The organism is Bradyrhizobium genosp. A (genome assembly GCF_049949275.1).
Lineage (GTDB): Bacteria > Pseudomonadota > Alphaproteobacteria > Rhizobiales > Xanthobacteraceae > Bradyrhizobium.
Window position 1 is genome coordinate 5,240,548 of record NZ_CP188196.1, and the last position, 16,794, is coordinate 5,257,341.

At 63.8% G+C, this 16,794-nt stretch carries 18 protein-coding genes; 2 read left to right on the forward strand and 16 right to left on the reverse strand.

All coding sequences use genetic code 11. The annotated features are described in order from the left end of the window. Nucleotides 1-75 precede the first annotated feature (75 nt). Complete coding sequence (gene argE / locus ACP2YP_RS24510; RefSeq protein ID WP_426418866.1) at nt 76-1,263, forward strand: acetylornithine deacetylase; 1,188 nt, start codon at nt 76-78, stop codon at nt 1,261-1,263. A 291-nt stretch (nt 1,264-1,554) separates the two neighbouring features. On the opposite strand, the gene ACP2YP_RS24515 is transcribed toward argE, so the two are convergent. Continuing rightward, on the reverse strand, nt 1,555-2,613 hold the full coding sequence (locus ACP2YP_RS24515) for a phosphotransferase family protein (protein ID WP_426418867.1): 1,059 nt from the start codon (nt 2,611-2,613) through the stop codon (nt 1,555-1,557). 53 nt (nt 2,614-2,666) lie between these two features. Next, complete coding sequence (locus ACP2YP_RS24520) at nt 2,667-3,902, reverse strand: acyl-CoA dehydrogenase family protein (protein WP_426418868.1); 1,236 nt, start codon at nt 3,900-3,902, stop codon at nt 2,667-2,669. 215 nt (nt 3,903-4,117) lie between these two features. Between ACP2YP_RS24520 and ACP2YP_RS24525 the strand changes: the two genes are divergently transcribed. Beyond that, a complete protein-coding gene (locus tag ACP2YP_RS24525; RefSeq protein WP_426418869.1) occupies nt 4,118-4,780 on the forward strand; it encodes a TetR/AcrR family transcriptional regulator in 663 nt (220 codons plus the stop codon). A gap of 7 nt (nt 4,781-4,787) precedes the next feature. Here the strand turns inward: ACP2YP_RS24525 and ACP2YP_RS24530 are convergent, their stop codons facing one another. The 14 genes from ACP2YP_RS24530 to gmd all read right to left on the reverse strand — a co-directional run bounded on the left by ACP2YP_RS24530 (nt 4,788) and on the right by gmd (nt 16,619). Then, on the reverse strand, nt 4,788-5,180 hold the full coding sequence (locus tag ACP2YP_RS24530; RefSeq protein WP_426418870.1) for a RidA family protein: 393 nt from the start codon (nt 5,178-5,180) through the stop codon (nt 4,788-4,790). A gap of 98 nt (nt 5,181-5,278) precedes the next feature. Next, nucleotides 5,279-5,494: a hypothetical protein gene (locus ACP2YP_RS24535; protein ID WP_426418871.1), complete on the reverse strand. Its 216-nt coding sequence runs from the start codon at nt 5,492-5,494 to the stop codon at nt 5,279-5,281. A 160-nt stretch (nt 5,495-5,654) separates the two neighbouring features. Continuing rightward, nucleotides 5,655-6,236 (reverse strand): 3-keto-5-aminohexanoate cleavage protein, encoded by a 582-nt coding sequence (locus tag ACP2YP_RS24540; RefSeq protein ID WP_426418872.1) that lies wholly within the window; start codon nt 6,234-6,236, stop codon nt 5,655-5,657. A 212-nt stretch (nt 6,237-6,448) separates the two neighbouring features. After that, nucleotides 6,449-7,678, reverse strand: coding sequence for a CaiB/BaiF CoA transferase family protein (locus tag ACP2YP_RS24545; protein WP_426418873.1), 1,230 nt, complete (start codon nt 7,676-7,678; stop codon nt 6,449-6,451). A 179-nt stretch (nt 7,679-7,857) separates the two neighbouring features. After that, nucleotides 7,858-9,063, reverse strand: coding sequence for an MFS transporter (locus tag ACP2YP_RS24550; RefSeq protein ID WP_426418874.1), 1,206 nt, complete (start codon nt 9,061-9,063; stop codon nt 7,858-7,860). A 185-nt stretch (nt 9,064-9,248) separates the two neighbouring features. Next, on the reverse strand, nt 9,249-9,839 hold the full coding sequence (locus tag ACP2YP_RS24555) for a TetR/AcrR family transcriptional regulator (RefSeq protein ID WP_426418875.1): 591 nt from the start codon (nt 9,837-9,839) through the stop codon (nt 9,249-9,251). 17 nt (nt 9,840-9,856) lie between these two features. Then, nucleotides 9,857-10,741, reverse strand: coding sequence for a haloalkane dehalogenase (locus ACP2YP_RS24560; RefSeq protein ID WP_426418876.1), 885 nt, complete (start codon nt 10,739-10,741; stop codon nt 9,857-9,859). Nucleotides 10,742-10,803: 62 nt separating this feature from the next. Beyond that, the gene (locus ACP2YP_RS24565) at nt 10,804-11,472 is read right to left on the reverse strand and encodes a peroxiredoxin-like family protein (RefSeq protein ID WP_426418877.1); all 669 of its coding nucleotides are present in this window, start codon (nt 11,470-11,472) and stop codon (nt 10,804-10,806) included. A 30-nt stretch (nt 11,473-11,502) separates the two neighbouring features. After that, entirely contained in the window at nt 11,503-12,198 is a 696-nt protein-coding gene (locus tag ACP2YP_RS24570) for a glutathione S-transferase family protein (protein ID WP_426426250.1), read from the reverse strand. Between the two features lie 349 nt (nt 12,199-12,547). Next, on the reverse strand, nt 12,548-12,751 hold the full coding sequence (locus ACP2YP_RS24575) for a hypothetical protein (protein WP_426418878.1): 204 nt from the start codon (nt 12,749-12,751) through the stop codon (nt 12,548-12,550). A gap of 10 nt (nt 12,752-12,761) precedes the next feature. Continuing rightward, the gene (locus ACP2YP_RS24580; protein WP_426418879.1) at nt 12,762-14,096 is read right to left on the reverse strand and encodes a PQQ-dependent sugar dehydrogenase; all 1,335 of its coding nucleotides are present in this window, start codon (nt 14,094-14,096) and stop codon (nt 12,762-12,764) included. Next, the gene (locus ACP2YP_RS24585; protein ID WP_426426252.1) at nt 14,093-14,485 is read right to left on the reverse strand and encodes a DUF2231 domain-containing protein; all 393 of its coding nucleotides are present in this window, start codon (nt 14,483-14,485) and stop codon (nt 14,093-14,095) included. Before ACP2YP_RS24585 ends, ACP2YP_RS24580 begins: the two co-directional genes overlap by 4 nt. A gap of 126 nt (nt 14,486-14,611) precedes the next feature. Next, on the reverse strand, nt 14,612-15,568 hold the full coding sequence (fcl, locus tag ACP2YP_RS24590; RefSeq protein ID WP_426418880.1) for a GDP-L-fucose synthase: 957 nt from the start codon (nt 15,566-15,568) through the stop codon (nt 14,612-14,614). Next, nucleotides 15,549-16,619, reverse strand: a complete 1,071-nt coding sequence (gene gmd, locus ACP2YP_RS24595; RefSeq protein WP_426426253.1) for a GDP-mannose 4,6-dehydratase — start codon at nt 16,617-16,619, stop codon at nt 15,549-15,551. The genes fcl and gmd overlap by 20 nt, the downstream gene beginning before the upstream one ends. Between the last annotated feature and the right edge of the window lie 175 nt (nt 16,620-16,794).

The window sequence follows — 16,794 nt, forward strand, 5'->3', positions numbered from 1 at the left end:
ATTTGCCCGAACCGCCACTCCATTGGTATGGTTCGTGCAAGCGGCGACACCGTCCTCCATCTCATGAACGAGACAATGCCCAATCCGATCTTTCCGAGCTCGCGCCCCGATCGCATCCGCAACATGCTCGCCGACCTCGTCGGCTTCGACACCATCAGCGATCGCACCAACCTGCCCCTGATCGCGCATATCGAAAGCTATCTCGCCTTCCTCGGCGTCAAGGGCGAGCGCATCACGGACGAGACCGGTAAGAAGGCCTCGCTTTGGGTCACGATCGGACCGGAGGATCGGCCGGGTTTCGTGCTGTCGGGCCATACCGATGTGGTGCCGGTCGTAGGCCAGGACTGGAGCCATGATCCGTTTAAACTCATCGAACGCGACGGCAAGCTCTACGGCCGCGGCACCACCGACATGAAGGGTTTTGTCGCGGTGTGCCTCGCCATGGTGCCGGAGATGCAGGAGGCGAAGCTTTCGACGCCGATCCATCTTGCGATCTCCTATGACGAGGAGATCGGCTGCGTCGGCGTGCGGCCGATGCTCGCCGAGGTCGCGAAGAAAAAGGTGAAGCCGCTTGGCTGCTTCGTGGGCGAGCCGACCGAGATGAAGGTCATCATCGGCCACAAGGGCAAGCACGGCGTGCGCGCGACATTCCACGGCCTCGCCCGCCACTCCTCGATTGCGCCCGACGGCGTCAACGCCATCGAATACGCCGCCGAGCTGATCACCGAGATCCGCCGCCGCGCGGTGAAGCTCGCAGGCGAAGCCGAGCGCGGCAGTCTCTACGATGTCCCGCACTCGACGCTGCTGACCAGTATCGTGCACGGCGGTGCGGCGCTGAACATCGTGCCTGACACTTGCACGGTGGATTTCGAATGCCGCGGCATCGGCATCACGGAGTCGCGGGAGGTGACGGATGCGATCGTCGCCTGGGCCAAGGCCGAGCTCGAGCCGGCGATGAAGGCAAAGAATGCCGAATGCGGCATCGATTTCGAGGAGATCCTGGACTACCCCGCGCTCGATACCGCGTCCGACGCGGCGATCGTCACGTTGGCCAAGCAGCTAGCCGGGCGCAACGACCACGCCAAGGTCGCCTTCGGCACCGAAGCGAGTTTGTTCGCCGACATGGCCGATATCCCGTCTGTCGTCATCGGCCCCGGCGCGATCGCGCAGGCGCATACGCCGGATGAGTTCATCGCGATGGCGGAGCTGGAGAAATGCGCGGGGTTTGTGGAGAAGCTGATCGCGCATTGCGCAGAGGGGTAGACGGCGCTGCCGTAGGGTGGGCAAAGCGAAGCGTGCCCACCATTTCCACCACGAGTGCGAACAGATGGTGGGCACAGCGCTACGCGCCTTTGCCCACCCTACAAGAGCGGTCAATGCGGGGGCTCGTGACCCACCTCCTCGTCATTGCGAGGAGCTGTTGCGACGAAGCAATCCAGGCTGCCGCCGCGGAGGTAGTCTGGATTGCTTCGCTTCGCTCGCAATGACGGCGCGTGTGGAAGGAGCGACGCACCAAAGCAAAAGGCGCAGCCAACGACCGCGCCTTCGCTAATCTTACACCGCGCCGGCCTTCTGCGCGTAGTCCCACGAGGCCTTCGACAGCGGCACGGTGCGCTTGGCAGATTCCAGCGCCTTGGCATTCGCCGCGGTGCCATCGCGGACACGGCCGGCGATGCCTTGCGTGATGCCGGCAAGGCGGAACAGATTGTAGGCGAAGTACCAGTTGAGATCCGGCACCGTCATCCTGGTGACGTTGCAATAGATCTGTGCGGCCTCCTCCACACTCGGGATGTTGAGCGCCTTAAGATCGACGCCGTGCAGACCCGGCATGACCCACTGCATCAACAGATAGGTGAAGTCGGCCATGGGATCGCCGAGCGTCGACAGCTCCCAATCGAGCACGGCCAGCACGCGCGGTTCCGTCGGGTGGAAAATCATGTTGTCGAGGCGATAGTCGCCGTGGACGATCGAAACGCGCGCCTGCTCCGGCACGGTCTTGGGCAGCCATTCGGCGACCTTCTCGAACTCCGGAATGTGCTGAGTTTCGGACGCCCGATACTGCTTGGTCCAGCGATCAATCTGGCGCGCGAAATAGTTGCCGGGCTTGCCGAAATCACCGAGACCGATCGCGACGGGATCGTACATGTGGAGTTTCGCCAGCGTCTCGATCTTGCTGGTGAAGATTTTTCGGCGCGCGTCGGCATCCTGGCTCGGCAGCGACGGATCCCAGAACACCCGGCCCTCCTCCATCGACATGATGTAGAAGGCAGCGCCAATGATGCTGTCGTCCTGGCACAGCGCATAGGCGTGCGCGACCGGAAAACCCTGCTTTCCAAGAGCTGCGATGACGCGATATTCGCGGTCGACCGCATGCGCCGACGGCAACAACTTGCCGAACGGCTTTCTGCGCATCACGTAGGAACGGTTCGGCGTGTTCAGCCGGTAGGTCGGATTGGACTGGCCGCCCTTGAACTGGAGGACGACCAGCGGCCCCTGGTAGCCTTCGACGTTCTCCTTCATCCAGGCCTCGAGCCGCAGCTCGTCGAAGCGATGACGCTCCTCGACCGGCTTGGTGCCCGAGAACTCTTCGTCTTTCCTGACGCCGTCAGCCACAGTGACGCTCCCTTGAACTTCTTGAAGGGAGCGCCACGAAGCCCTCCCCGTTCTTAATGCTTGGGGGAATTGGCATACTTCCGAACTTCGAGCCTTGCAATGGCGCGATTGTGCACCTCGTCCGGACCGTCGGCGAGCCGCAGCGTGCGGATGCCGGCGTAGTCCTTGGCAAGACCGGCTTCGTCGGAGACGCCGGCGCCACCGAAGGCCTGGATCGCCTCGTCGATGATCTTCAGCGCCATGTTCGGAGCGGCGACCTTGATCATGGCGATCTCGGCCTGCGCGGTCTTGTTGCCGACCTTGTCCATCATGTCGGCGGCCTTGAGGCAGAGCAGACGCGTCATCTCGATGTTGGTGCGGGCCTCGCCGATGCGCTGCTCCCACACAGAATGCTCGACGATCTTCTTGCCGAAGGCGGTGCGCGACATCAGCCGCTTCACCATCTTCTCCAGCGCCTCCTCGGCCTTGCCGATGGTGCGCATGCAGTGGTGGATACGGCCCGGACCAAGGCGGCCCTGCGCGATCTCGAAGCCGCGGCCCTCGCCGAGCAGGATGTTCTCCTTCGGCACACGCACGTTCTCGAGCAGCACCTGGGCATGGCCGTGCGGCGCGTCGTCGAAGCCGAACACCGGCAGCATCTTCTCGACCTTGATGCCGGGCGTGTCGAGCGGAACCAGGATCTGCGACTGCTGCTGATGCTTGGCCGCGTTGAAATCGGTCTTGCCCATCAGGATCGCGATCTTGCAGCGGGGATCGCCGACGCCGGACGACCACCATTTGCGGCCGTTGATGACGTAGTGGTCGCCGTCGCGCTTGATGCTGGTCTCGATGTTGGTGGCATCCGACGAAGCGACAGCCGGCTCCGTCATCAGGAACGCCGAACGGATCTCGCCGTCCATCAGCGGACGCAGCCATTTGCGCTTCTGCTCCTTGGAGCCGTAGCGCATGAACACTTCCATGTTGCCGGTGTCGGGCGCGGAGCAGTTGAACACTTCGGAGGCCCAGGAGATGTGGCCCATCTGCTCCGAGAGCAGCGCGTATTCCAGATTGGTCAATCCCGCGCCGCGGAATTCATCATCCTCATGCTCGTTCGGCGGCATGAACATGTTCCAGAGGCCTTCGGCCTTCGCCTTCTTCTTGAGATCTTCCAGAACCGGAATGACCTTCCAGCGCTCGCCGCTGTGATCCTGCTCATTGTAAACAGGCACCGCCGGACGCACGTGCTTGGTCATGAAGGACTGCACGCGGTCGAGCCATTCCTTCTGCTTGGGGGACAGATCGAAATCCATGGGACGCTCCTCGGTCTCGCTTTGAAAGCCTGTTTTGCGCCGGACTGTCCTCCCGCAATGCGCGGCCCGCAAGCGCCATTCGGCGGATCACGGATCGTGGAACCGGCCCCGCTTGGGTAGCGGCGCAATTCCATCATGCGGATTGACTTTTCCCGGCCTTCAAACGATAGTTTCATACAAGTGTTTGAATTGCAACTCCCTCAGGGAGAGCGCCGATGGCCAGCGATCATACAAGGTCTGCCATTCTTGCCGCCGCCGAACGGCTCTACGCCGATCGCGGTTTCGGCGACGTCACGCTGCGCGACATCGTCGCCGCGGCCAATGTCAATCTCGCCGCTGTGAACTATCATTTCGGCTCGAAGGACGAGCTGATCTCGGAACTGTTCGTCACCCGCAGCCTGGCGCTCAACCGCGAGCGTCTCCAGGAATTGCGCGCGGCGGAAGACAAGGGCGGCGGGCGTGCCGAGATCGCAGACATTCTTCGCGCCCTGGTCGGACCGACCTTGCGTGGCTGCCTGGGCCCGGAGAACGAGCGCTCGACCGCGGCGCGCTTCATGATCCGCGTCAACATCGAGTCGGTGCCGCCGATCCGGCGGATCCGCAATCGCGAGATTGATCATTTGCGCAAGTTCGTCGCCGCGATGCGTCGGGCGCTGCCGGGACTATCCGATGTCGAGTTGTTCTGGGGCCTGCATTTTTCCCTCGCCATGGCGCAGCAGACGGTGCGCGACAGCGAACGGCTGACAAAGCTCTCCGAAGGCAAGTGCGACGTCGATGACGTCGAGGCCATCGTCGCGCGCGTGGTGAGCGTCTCGGTGATGGCGCTGACGGCCGGAAAGACGGAGCCCAAGGCGCAAGCCAAGCTCCTGGCGCGCTAGGCTCGCCTCACATCATCGCGATGCAGTCGATCTCGATGTCGAAAGGGCCGAACCATTCCGGCGTGCAGACGAAAATCCGCGCCGGCGGATCGACCGGGAAGTAGCGGGCGTAGACCGCGTTGAACGCGGCGAAGTGTTTGGTCGAGGTGCAATAGACGTTGCACTTCATGACGTTGTCGAGCGACGCTCCTGCTGTCTCCAGGCAGAGCTTCATCTGCTCCATGATGATCTCGCTCTGCCGCTCGATTCCCGTCCCCCCGATCTCGCCCGTCTGAGGGTCGAACGGCGGCAGCCCCGAAACAAAAATCATGTTGCCAGCGCGCGTCACCGGCGAGGCCGGCGCCTTCACGCGGTCGAGAAAGGACGAGATCGGTTCGACGCGGAGCGCTTCGCGTTTCATGGGCCACCACCTTCGGTTCAAGCGAGACTGGTGCCTGACTACACTATATTGCAGCCGGCGTGTTTCGCTTCTGATCGAAGTGTGATCGCCGGCGCGGGCTAAGCCCGCTGCGGCATCTCTTCGGCCTCTTCCTTGGCGAGCAGCAGCAGCATCTCGATGCCCATGTCGCCTTCCTGCGGCGAGCGGATGAACTTGATCTCTTCGGAACTTTGCCGCAGCGCGGCAATGATCGCGACCGCCTGGTTGGCCGTCGCCGCCTCAGTCGCCAGAATTGCCTTCTGGTCTTTCGCTTGGAACCCGATGGTGTAGGACATGCGCTTCCCTCCCGTACCCAATGGGAGAGATCGAATCTGAGTCGCGGGCGAAGCGGAAGCCTGTGTGGATACGGACCGGGTTTGTCTGGGGATTGCGCGCAAGCCTCGCGTAAGGCCACGAGATCGTCATGCTTCCGTCACTAATCGATCGGCGCCGCTCCTACGCAAGCCCGAGCATCGCGCGCGCGTCCTGCGCGGTCGCGACAGTTGCTCCGAGGTTCTTCAGGATGGACGCGGCGTGTGCGACCAGCTCGGCATTGGTCTTCGCCAGCACGCCCTTGGACATATAGAGATTGTCCTCCATGCCGACGCGAACGTGGCCACCGAGCAGCCAGGCCTGCGCCACCATCGGGAATTCGGCGCGGCCGATGCCGAAGCCGGACCAGATCGCGCCCGGCGGCAGCAGGCTGCGGGCGTAGAACATCGTCTCCGGCGTGGCGGAGAAGCCATATTTGACGCCGAGCACGAAGCGCCCGCCGGGACCGGTCGTCAGGTTGATGACCAGGCTTTTGTTGCGGGCTCGGATGCGCTCCACGACGTCGCGGTAGAGGTCGATCGACATCGAGGGCCGCCCTGTCGCGGGATCGCGGACATGGATGTGGGCGATCACGGCGCCGGCTTCGGCGGCTTCCAGCGCGGACGTCGCGATCTGCTCGGGCGTGATGGGCAGATACGGCGACTGCTCGGGCTTCGTCAGGTTGCCCGTGATCGCGCAGGTGATGATGGTTTTGCCTGATGTCATCGATGTTCGCCCTTTGCCCGTCTAACTCAACGTGATCGCTGCCATCTTCCCTTCTCCCCTTGTGGGAGAAGGTGGCGCGAAGCGTCGGATGAGGGGTTCTGTCCGCGACTTCAACTTACAGTGTCGCGCGCGGAGCCCTCACCCGTCTCGCCGCTATCGCGGCGAGCCACCCTCTCCCACAAGGGGCCCACAAGGGGAGAGGGGAAGAAAAATCAGATAATCCCCTGCTGCTTCAGCTCATCGATCTTCCCCGCATCATAGCCGAGCTTGGCACCTAACACCTCCTGGGTGTGCTCGCCGAGCAGCGGCGGGGCGCGGTAGGTTGTGATCGGGGTCTCCGAGAAGGTCAGCGCGTTGCGGATCAGCGACAGATCCGGCTCGAAGGGATGGTCGACCTTCACCCGCATGCCGCGCGACTGGACGTGCGGATCGGAAAACACCTGCTCGAAATTGTTGATCGGCCCGGACGGCACGCCGGCCTCCTCGAGCTTGTCCAGCCAATAGGCCACGGGCTTCTTCAGGAACAGGCCGGCGAAGATCGCCATGATCTCCTTGCCGTGCACGACGCGGTCGTTGTTCTTTATGAAGCGCTTGTCGTCGGCGAGCCCGGGCTCGCCGAGCACGGCGCAGGTGCGCTGGAACTGGCCGTCATTGCCGACCACCAGCATCAGCTCGCCGTCGGTGCAGCGGAACACGCCGGCCGGCATGCCGCCATTGCCCCAGGTGCCGCGGCGCGGCGGCATCTTGCCGTTGACGAGGTAGATCTGCAGCCAGTGCGACAGCGAGGCGATCACCGTATCGAACAGGCAGACGTCGATGTGCTGTCCCTGCCCGCCATTGACGTCGCGATGGTAGAGCGCCGACAAGAGCCCGATCGAAGTGTTCATGCCGGTCATGTAGTCGACGATGGACGGGCCGACTTTCATCGGGCCCTCGCCGGGCTCGCCGTCGATATGGCCGGTGACGCTCATCAGGCCGCCCATCGCCTGAAGGATGGCGTCATAGCCGGCGCGTGGTGCGTAAGGCCCGGTCTGGCCGAAGCCGGTCACCGAGCAATAGATGATTTTGGGGTTGATCGCCTTGATCGTCTCGTAGTCGAGGCCGTAGCGCTTGAGATCGCCGACCTTGTAGTTCTCCATGAAGACGTCGGCGTCCTTGGCGAGCTCGCGGATGATTGCCTGCCCCTCGGGCTTGGCGATATTGACCGTGACCGACTTCTTGTTGCGATTGGCGCAGAGATAGAACGAGTTGTTGTTGTTCGCCTTGCCCTCGGGATCGGTCAGGTAAGGCGGGCCGAAGGCGCGCGCGTCGTCGCCGGTGCCGGGCCGCTCGATCTTGATCACATCAGCGCCGAGATCGCCCAGCATCTGGGCCGACAACGGCCCTGCAAGCACACGCGTGAGGTCAAGGATCTTGATGCCTGAGAGCGGCAAGGCCGACATGTCGATTTCCTCCGGGGAACTGGATCTTGGCGCGGCGGCGAGATCGCGGACCGTGCTCCCTGCGGATACACCATTTTCAGGTCCCGAGCACTGCGCGCTGGGCATACGGCCATCCCCCGTCGCGCAGCAGAGTAGCCCGCTGCAACCAATTCCGCGTTGCGAATATTGTCCGGTCGACCTCAGGTCGCGGCTGCCGCAGCCACCTGCGGCCGCCTCCGCCCGAGCATGACCAGGATCAGCACCGTTGCGCAGGAAAAGGCCAGGGTGAGGCCAAGTGCGCCACGGCTGCCGAACTGGGTGAGCAGGCCGGCGAGCAGCGGCGGCGAGATCGCAGAGGCCAGATTGAGCGGCAGCGCGATCATCGACATCGCCTTGGCGAATTCGGCCTGGTCGTAGAACACGAGCGGGATCGTCGCCCGCGCCACCGCCATCGCGCCGCTGCCGGCACCATAAAGCAGGATGAAGGTCGCGACCGCCCAGGTCGCGCCCTCGCTCAGCATCAGCAGCACCATGGCGACGGGAAGCGCGGTGCCGGCGACGAGCCCGGTGGTGATGCCGTCCCATCGGCCGCCGCCGAGGAAGTCGAGGCCGCGGGCGCTGACCTGGATCACGCCCAGCATGGAGCCGAATGCAAGCGCCTGCGTCGGCGCGAGGCCCTCCGCTCGCAGCAGCTCGATCAGGATGGCGCTGATGCCGAAATTGACGAAGGCGTTCATCGTGATCACGCAGACCACGAGACCGAAGGTGCTCTTTGGAATCGCAGGAGGCGGCGCAGCCTTGACTGTCGCGCCACGATCGTCAGTCGCAATTTTCCGGCGCGGCACGAGAAACGCATAGAGCGGAAGGTTGATGGCGAGCATCATCGCCGCATAGACGAGACAGGTGCCGCGCCAGCCGAGCCAGGCGCTGAGGAACGACGTCGTCGGCCAGAAGATGCTGCTGGAGAGACCCGTCACCAGCATCAGCCCGCCGATGGCATTCTTGGCGCCCCGTCCGGCGAGCTCGTTCAGCATGATATAGGCACCGGTCGACAACGTGGCGCTGCCGCCCATGCCGAGAATGAGCCAGCCGGCAAAGTAGAGTATTGGCTCACGCGCGAAGAACAGGACGACGTAGCCCGGCACGGAGACAACAGTGCCCACCATCATCACCTTGCGCGCACCGTGCCGCGCAAAGGCCTTGGCGAGCCAGGGCGCACACAGGCCCATGGTGACATAGAGAACCGAGCTGCCCGCAAACACCGCCGGCAGGCTCAAGCCGAGATCGGCCCCGAGGTCGCGGCCAACCACGGCCGGAAGGCCGATCGTACCCCATCCAATGAGTTGGGTGATTGCCAGCACCAGCAGGACCCCGATGAGCCTGCTGTCAGATTTCAAGAACCGCATTCCAGTCGTCGCCTGCCCGGCAGGCGCGGATCACGCCTGTGAGGCATGTCTTAGCCGGAGACTCAAGCCCCCAGGCATATCGGTTCCGAATGGCATGGCGGCGCCAGCCGCAGAGCAGCCGCCCCCTTCCGGCCCAATGCGACCCGAGCCCCCCGACGTCCAGGCCGCGATCCGAACATTGCGGCTCACGTTTTCGTCGACAGAAACACAAACACCGGGCGGACCGCCCCTTCCAGCAAGTCGCGCTTGGGTCGCGAGCGCGCCAGCACCCGGATACCCAGGAGAACAGTCAGCAACAGCCGCGCGAGATCTTCGCCCGACTGGGCGCTCGTGATCGTCCCCGACAACTGCCCTCTCTCCACACAACGCCGGAAGAAGGCCTCGACGTCGCCAAGCACACGGGCCACCACTTGCCCGAATTCCTTGTCATGCGGCGCAAGTTCGAGCGCCGAATTCACCAGCATGCACCCCTTGCGCTCCTTGTCCACAAGCGACCGCTCGACGATCTCCTCGAAGAAGGCCTTCAGTGCATCGAACGGCGGGAGTTCGTTCTCGAAGCGCCGCACGCGGTCGCCGAAGCTCATGCTGACATAGTGATCCAGCGACCGCCTGTAGAGCGATCGCTTGTCCCCGAACGCATTGTAGAGACTCGCGCCCGTGATACCCATGCTCTCGGCAAGATCACGGACCGAAGTCGCCTCGTACCCCTGCGACCAGAAACGTTGGACAGCGGCGTCGAGAACTGCCTTCTCATCGAATTCTCTCGGTCGCGCCATCGAAGTCTCGTCCGTGCCTAGCCGGCGAAGCTCGTCATTGCCGCCTCGACGATCACTGCGCCCGCCTCCTGGGTGAAATGACCCGCATCCGCCAATTCGAGCGGCGGCGGACAGTTCCGGATGGTTGCCCGCAAGGCCAGCATCGCCGGCGGCCCAAGAACGGGATCCTTCATGCCGATGGCCATGAAGCTCTTGCCGGCCCACTGCTTCGACCAGAAGTCGCGGGCCCGGCGTGACAGCGCCGCTCCGTCCGCGTCGGCACGGTCCGGCACAAGGTTCGGAAACCGTCGCACACCGACCTTGTATTGGATGTCCGGATATGGAGCCGCATAGGCCGCGGCCTCCGCGTCGCCGAGCGTCGGCACGGCGCGATGCATCAGAGCCGCAACGTCCATGTCGGGCTTGCTGTTCGAGAATGCGCGCCAGGACAGAAAGCCTTCGCCGAGCGGCACGTCGCCGGTCCCGAGCGTGGTGTTCATGACCAGAAGCCGTTCGAACCGAGCCTGCATGTCCATCGGAATGGTGAGGCCGATCAGCCCGCCCCAATCCTGGCAGACGAGCGTGATCCGCTTGAGATCAAGCTCTTCGATCAAGGAGATGACGGAGGCGCGGTGGAAGTCGAAAGTATAGATCGACTCCTCCGCCGGCTTGTCGGACCGGCCGAAGCCGAAGAAATCCGGCGCCACCACGCGCATGCCGGCGGCCACAAAGGCCGGCACCATCTTGCGATAGAGATAAGACCAAGTGGGCTGCCCATGCAGACACAGCGCGACCGGAGCGTCGGCCGCGCCTTCGTCCAGATAGTGCATGCGCAGGCCTCCCCGATCTTCGAGATAGTTGGGCGGAAACGGATAGCCCGGAAGATCGGTGAAGCGTTCGTCTGGGGTTCGCAAGATGGTCATCGTGTTCCTCCTGCGCGTGGCGGGATCAACTCGGCCGCGATGTGCCGCGGTCGGCAAACCGCCTATTCCGCCGCTTGCGCAGACCTTTGTAGCACGGCCAGGACCTCCAGCGGCTCGGCCCGGCGGCGATAGTCCACTCCAGTATCGGCGAACAGGATCACACCGTTCATGCCGATGACATAAGTCGCCGAGAGCGGAAGCGACCACTCGTCCGGTGCGCCATTCTTCGCCGGGATATCGAGACCGAACGCGTCATAGGCCCACTTCAACTCGTCGGTGAACGTGTAGACTAGGCCAAAAGCCTTCCCGACGATCTGGCCGACATCGCTCAACACCGGAAAGGTCAGAGCGTTCTTCTCCGCAGTCGTGACGGTGTCGTCGGGCTTCTCGGGGCTGATCGCGACCAGGCTCGCGCCGGCAGCGCGAATCTTCGGCAGGAGATTCTGGTAGGCGCGCAGTTCGAGATTGCAGTAAGGGCACCAGCCGCCGCGGTAGAACGTCACGACGACCGGCCCTTTCGCCAACAGGGTCGATACGTCGAACGGCTTGCCATCGACTCCCGGGAGGGTGATCTGAGGCGCCTGCTCCCCAACCTGCTTGGCGAGCCTGCCGAGGCCGACATCGGACAGATGTGCGATGTGGCGCTCCATGACCGCGCGGCGCTCCGCCGGGACACGCTGCATCCAGCCGGCCAGGAATTCCCCGAGCTGTTCGGACAGTGTATTGCTCATATCGATTTGCTCCAATCGGATCCGCAGCGGTCAGGCTGCGACGTAATTTTGCGGGAACAGGTTTCGGCGCGCCTCTTCGTCCATCTCGCGCTTGAAGGTGAGGTTTTTGCCGATTGCCCGCGCCCGCGTCACTGCGGGGCGGCCATCCACACTGGCAAACCAGCGCGCGACGTTCGGGAACTCCGCAAGACGGCCCTCGCCGAGCACGAAGTTCGACCGATCGACCCAGCCCCACGCCGCCACATCCGCGATCGTGAAACCGTCGCCCACGATGAAGCTGCGACTTTCAAGGTGCTGATCCAGCACCTGATAGTGCCGCTCCGCCTCCCGCAGGTAGCGGTTCTGGGCATATGGGATCTGCTCCGGGGCAGCGCGCCGGAAATGAACCGATTGGCCCGAGTACGGTCCGAGCCCCGTCGCCACGAACATAAGCCACGACAGCAACTCGCCGCGGTCGGCGGGGTCGCCGAGCAGCTTGCCGGATTTCTCGGCGAGATAGAGCAGGATCGCGTTGCTGTCGAAAACCCGCACCGGCCCCTTGCCGAGTCCTTCCGTATCGATGATGGCAGGCGTCTTGCCGTTCGGATTGATCGCCCTGAACTCGGGCGTGTGCTGCTCGCCCTTGAGCGTGTCGACCGGCACGACTTCATACGAGATCGCGGCCTCCTCGAGCAGAAGCGCCACCTTCATCGGGTTGGGCGTATGATGGAAGTAAAAGCGGATCATTCCAGTGGCTCCTCTGGAGCTTTCGACCTTGCGGGCCAACAGCCGTGACGACCGGCCTCGCTCCACCGCCGGTCGATTTAGATCGAACGTTATAAAACGCCCCCGGACTTTGCAAGCGCCGAGGGTGCAACCCGACAATGGCGTGCACGGCAGCGATGTCGAAAATCGGCTCGGCTTCCGCAGGAATCGACGCGCGGCTTCGCGTTCAAGATTTCGTGTGATTTCCTCAAAGCGCGCACGCAAGTCCCTGACGTCGAAGGCGGTCACTCTGACCGCCCGTCGCGATCAGCCCCCGGCTGGCGCCCCGAGGCTGGTCTGATTGGATGACGGCTGCCCGGCTGCGGCCGGCCTAGCTGCCGAGCGCAGTCTCGCCATCCTTGCGGCCGGGCACGCTGACGTGAACCTCATGCCCCTGCCGGAGTGCCAGCGAGGCAGCGGCCACCGCTGACTCGAACGCCGATTCCTTCGTGGCGTATTTGCCGTTGACGTCACCGTCATGCAGCACGCCCCATTCGTCCTCGACCGGCACGATCGCGTATTGGGCAAGGCCCATCATCCCTCTCCTATCGTTGCGTGACCTGCGGATGCGCCGCCGTCACCCGCCACACCGTGTTGCCACTGTCGTCGGCGACCAGCAGCGCGCCGGTCTTGTCAATGGCAACGCCGACGGGACGGCCGCGCGCCTGATTGTCGCTGTTGAGGAAGCCGGTGACGACGTCCTGCGCCGGCCCGCTCGGCTTGCCATCCGTGAACGGCACGTACACGACCTGGTAGCCGTTCAGCACCTGCCGGTTCCAGCTGCCGTGCTCGCCAACGAAGGCGCCGCTGCGATAGGCGCCCGGCAGGCTGCTGCCGGTCGAGAAGGCGAGCCCGAGCGGCGCGACATGCGAGCTCAGCGCATAATCGGGCACGATCGCCTTGGCGACGAGGTCCGGCCGCTGCGGCTTGACGCGGGGATCGACGTGCTGGCCGTAATAGCTGTAGGGCCAGCCATAGAAGGCTCCGTCCTTCACCGAGGTCATGTAATCGGGCACGAGATCGGGCCCGAGCTCGTCGCGCTCGTTCACCACCGTCCACAGCGCGCCGCTCTGCGGCTCGAAGCTGAGGCCGTTGGGATTGCGCAGACCACTGGCAAAGATGCGCCAGCGGCCGCTGGCGCGGTCGACTTCGAGGATGTCGGCGCGATTGTGCTCGGCCTCCATGCCGTTCTCGGTGATGTTGCTGTTGGAGCCGACACCCACATAGAGCCTTGAACCATCGGGGCTTGCAACCAGGCTCTTGGTCCAGTGGTGGTCGATCGGGCCGCCCGGCAGCGGCGTCAGCACGGTGCCCTGCGCGGTGATCTTGGTGTCGCCTTCGGTGTAAGGATATTTCATGATCGCGTCGGTGTTGGCGACATAGAGATCGTTGCCGACCAGTGCGACGCCGAATGGCGAGTTGAGGTGATCGAGGAAGACGCTTTGCGTATCCGGCACGCCGTCGCCGTTGGTATCGCGCAACAGCGTGATGCGGTTGCTCTCGCCGGTGTCGCCGCCGGAGGTCGCCCAGGACTCGATGTAGCCCATCACGATCTCTTTGGGCCGCTTGATCGCGGCCGCCTTCGGCGCCTTGGATTCCACCACCAGCACGTCGCCATTGGGCAGAACATAGAGCGAGCGCGGATGCTGCAATCCGGTGGCGAACGCCTTGGCCTGCAGGCCCTGCGCGACCGTCGGCGTCTCGTCCTTCTTCCAGCCGACAATGCGAGCGATGTGCATCGGCGGCAGCAGATATTGCTGGATATCGGGCAACTTCGGATTGGCGCCGATCTGCGCCTTGGGATCGCCGCTGCCGTCGTTGCAGCCGGCGAGGCTGAGGAGCGAAGCGCACAGCAAGGCGCGGGCGAACAGAGAGATCATCGCGCAACTCCCACACCGTGGCGGTACACCATGGCCCAGCCGAGCCAGCCGGTCACCGGCAAGATCAGCACGGTGAGCACCGACAGAATGAGACCGAGCGGCCACACCGAGGTCCAGGCATCACGCGTGTGGATGAGCGCATTGAAGATCGCCAGGATCATCGCCACGGCGTTGCCGATCAGGTGCGGCCAGGCCGGCGCCTGCGCGCGCACCAGGCGATTGCCGAGGAAATCGGTCAGGCCGGCGATTGCGGCCAGCACGCCGAAGATGACGCCGACCAGCAGAAGCCAGGCAGAGAAATCCGCCCACATGATCTCGGCCGAGACGAGATAGGCGATGTCAGTCAGCAACGCCCCGACGAAGCACGCGATGGGGATCGGCACCAGCATCGGATGAATGGGATGGCCCGCGATTTGCGCTGTCGAGCGCACGGGCAAGATGTCTTGCACGGTTTGGCCTCGTGTGACGTTTTGCCCACCCGATCGGCCAACTCGTTTTGGAAGTGATGGTTCCTACTATTGTGCGGGGACAACCAAGCCGGCGAGGTACGCTTCGTAAGCCCGCTTCAAGCCATCGTGAAGCGATGTCGTCGCGCGCCAGCCGAGCTGCTCGAGCCGGCCGATATCGAGCAGCTTGCGCGGCGTGCCGTCGGGGCGCGAGGTGTCGAAACTGATCTCGCCGCGATAGCCGACGATCTCGGCAACCACGCGCGCGAACTCGGCGATGGCGATATCCTCGCCGGTGCCGATGTTGATCAGGTCCGCGCCGGAATAGGTCTTCATCAGGTGCACGCAGGCATCCGCCATGTCGTCGACATAGAGGAACTCGCGCCGCGGCGTGCCGGTGCCCCAGACCGCAACGCTCTTCGCGCCCGACAATTTCGCCTCGTGAAAGCGGCGGATCAGCGCCGCAACGACGTGGCTCAGCTCGGGGTGATAATTGTCGCCGGGGCCGTAGAGATTGGTCGGCATCACGCTGATGAAGTCAGAGCCATACTGGCTGCGATAGGCCTCCGCCATCTTGATGCCGGCGATCTTGGCAATGGCGTAAGGCTCATTGGTCGGCTCCAGCGGGCCGGTCAGCACGGTGTCCTCGCGCAGAGGCTGCGGTGCGAGCTTTGGATAGATGCAGGACGAGCCGAGGAACATCAGCTTCTCGGCGCGGTTCACGTGCGCCGCGTGGATCACGTTCGCCGCGATCGCGATGTTGTCGTAGATGAACTCGGCGCGCAGCGTGTTGTTGGCGACGATGCCGCCGACCTTTGCCGCAGCGAGGAAGATCACCTGCGGCCGCACTCGCGCGAACCAGTCGAACACGGCGGCCTGGTTGCAGAGATCGACCTCGCGCCGGTCGACCGTGACAAGCTTCACGTCCTCGCGCGCCAGCCGGCGCACCAGCGCCGCACCGACCATGCCGCGATGGCCGGCGACGTAGACGCTCTTGCCCTTCAGCTCAAACGGTGCGCTTGCCATTTGCGATGTCCCGTTTGGCCTCGGCCAGATCGCTCGCCATCATCTCTTCGACGAGCTGCGCAAAGGTCCGCTTCGGCTTCCAGCCGAGCACCTCGCGCGCCTTGCTGGCGTCGCCGATGAGAAGATCGACCTCGGTCGGGCGGAAATAGATCGGATCGATCTTCACCACCGTCTTGCCGCTTTTGGCATCGACTCCGGTCTCGTCGACGCCTGCGCCGCGCCACTCGAGCCGACGGCCGACCTGCGCGAAGGACAGCTCGACCATCTCCCGGACCGAGCGCGTCTCGCCGGTGGCAAGCACGAAATCGTCAGGCTTGTCGGCCTGCAGGATCATGTGCATGCCCTCGATGTAATCCCTGGCGTGGCCCCAGTCGCGCTTGGCCTCGAGATTGCCGAGATAGAGCGTCTTCTCGAGCCCGACTTCGATGCGCGCCACGCCGCGCGTGATCTTGCGGGTCACGAAGGTCTCGCCGCGGATCGGGCTCTCATGATTGAACAGGATGCCGTTCGAGGCAAACATGCCGTAGGCTTCGCGGTAGTTCACCGTAATCCAGTAGCCATAGAGCTTTGCGACGCCGTAGGGTGAGCGCGGATAGAACGGCGTGGTCTCCTTCTGCGGGATCTCCTGCACCAGGCCGTAGAGCTCGGAGGTCGAGGCCTGGTAGAACCGCGTCTCCTTCTCCATCCCGAGGATGCGGATCGCTTCCAGGAGGCGCAGCACGCCGATGGCGTCGGCGTTGGCGGTGTATTCGGGGCTTTCGAAGCTGACGGCGACGTGGCTTTGGGCGGCGAGATTGTAGATCTCGGTCGGCCGGATCTGCTGCACCAGGCGGATCAGATTGGTCGAATCCGTCATGTCGCCGTAATGCATCAGGAACGGCACGTTGCCGACATGAGGATCCTGGTAGAGATGGTCGACGCGTGCGGTGTTGAACGAGGACGAGCGCCGCTTGATGCCATGCACGACATAGCCGAGCGACAGCAGATGTTCGGCAAGATAGGCGCCGTCCTGGCCGGTCACGCCGGTGATGAGAGCGACCCGCTGGCTCATAATCATAATGTATACTTGCTCCCGATGACACCCCGACAGGCGCGATTGACGCCACCGTCGAAAACTCTCCCTTCTTTGACATATCGGTCGCCGGGGTCAACCTTACAGGTGCGCCCGGGCGGGATTCCCGGGCGTTCCTCTCGAATTAGGCCGCAGCCAGCAAAAACTGCGGGGC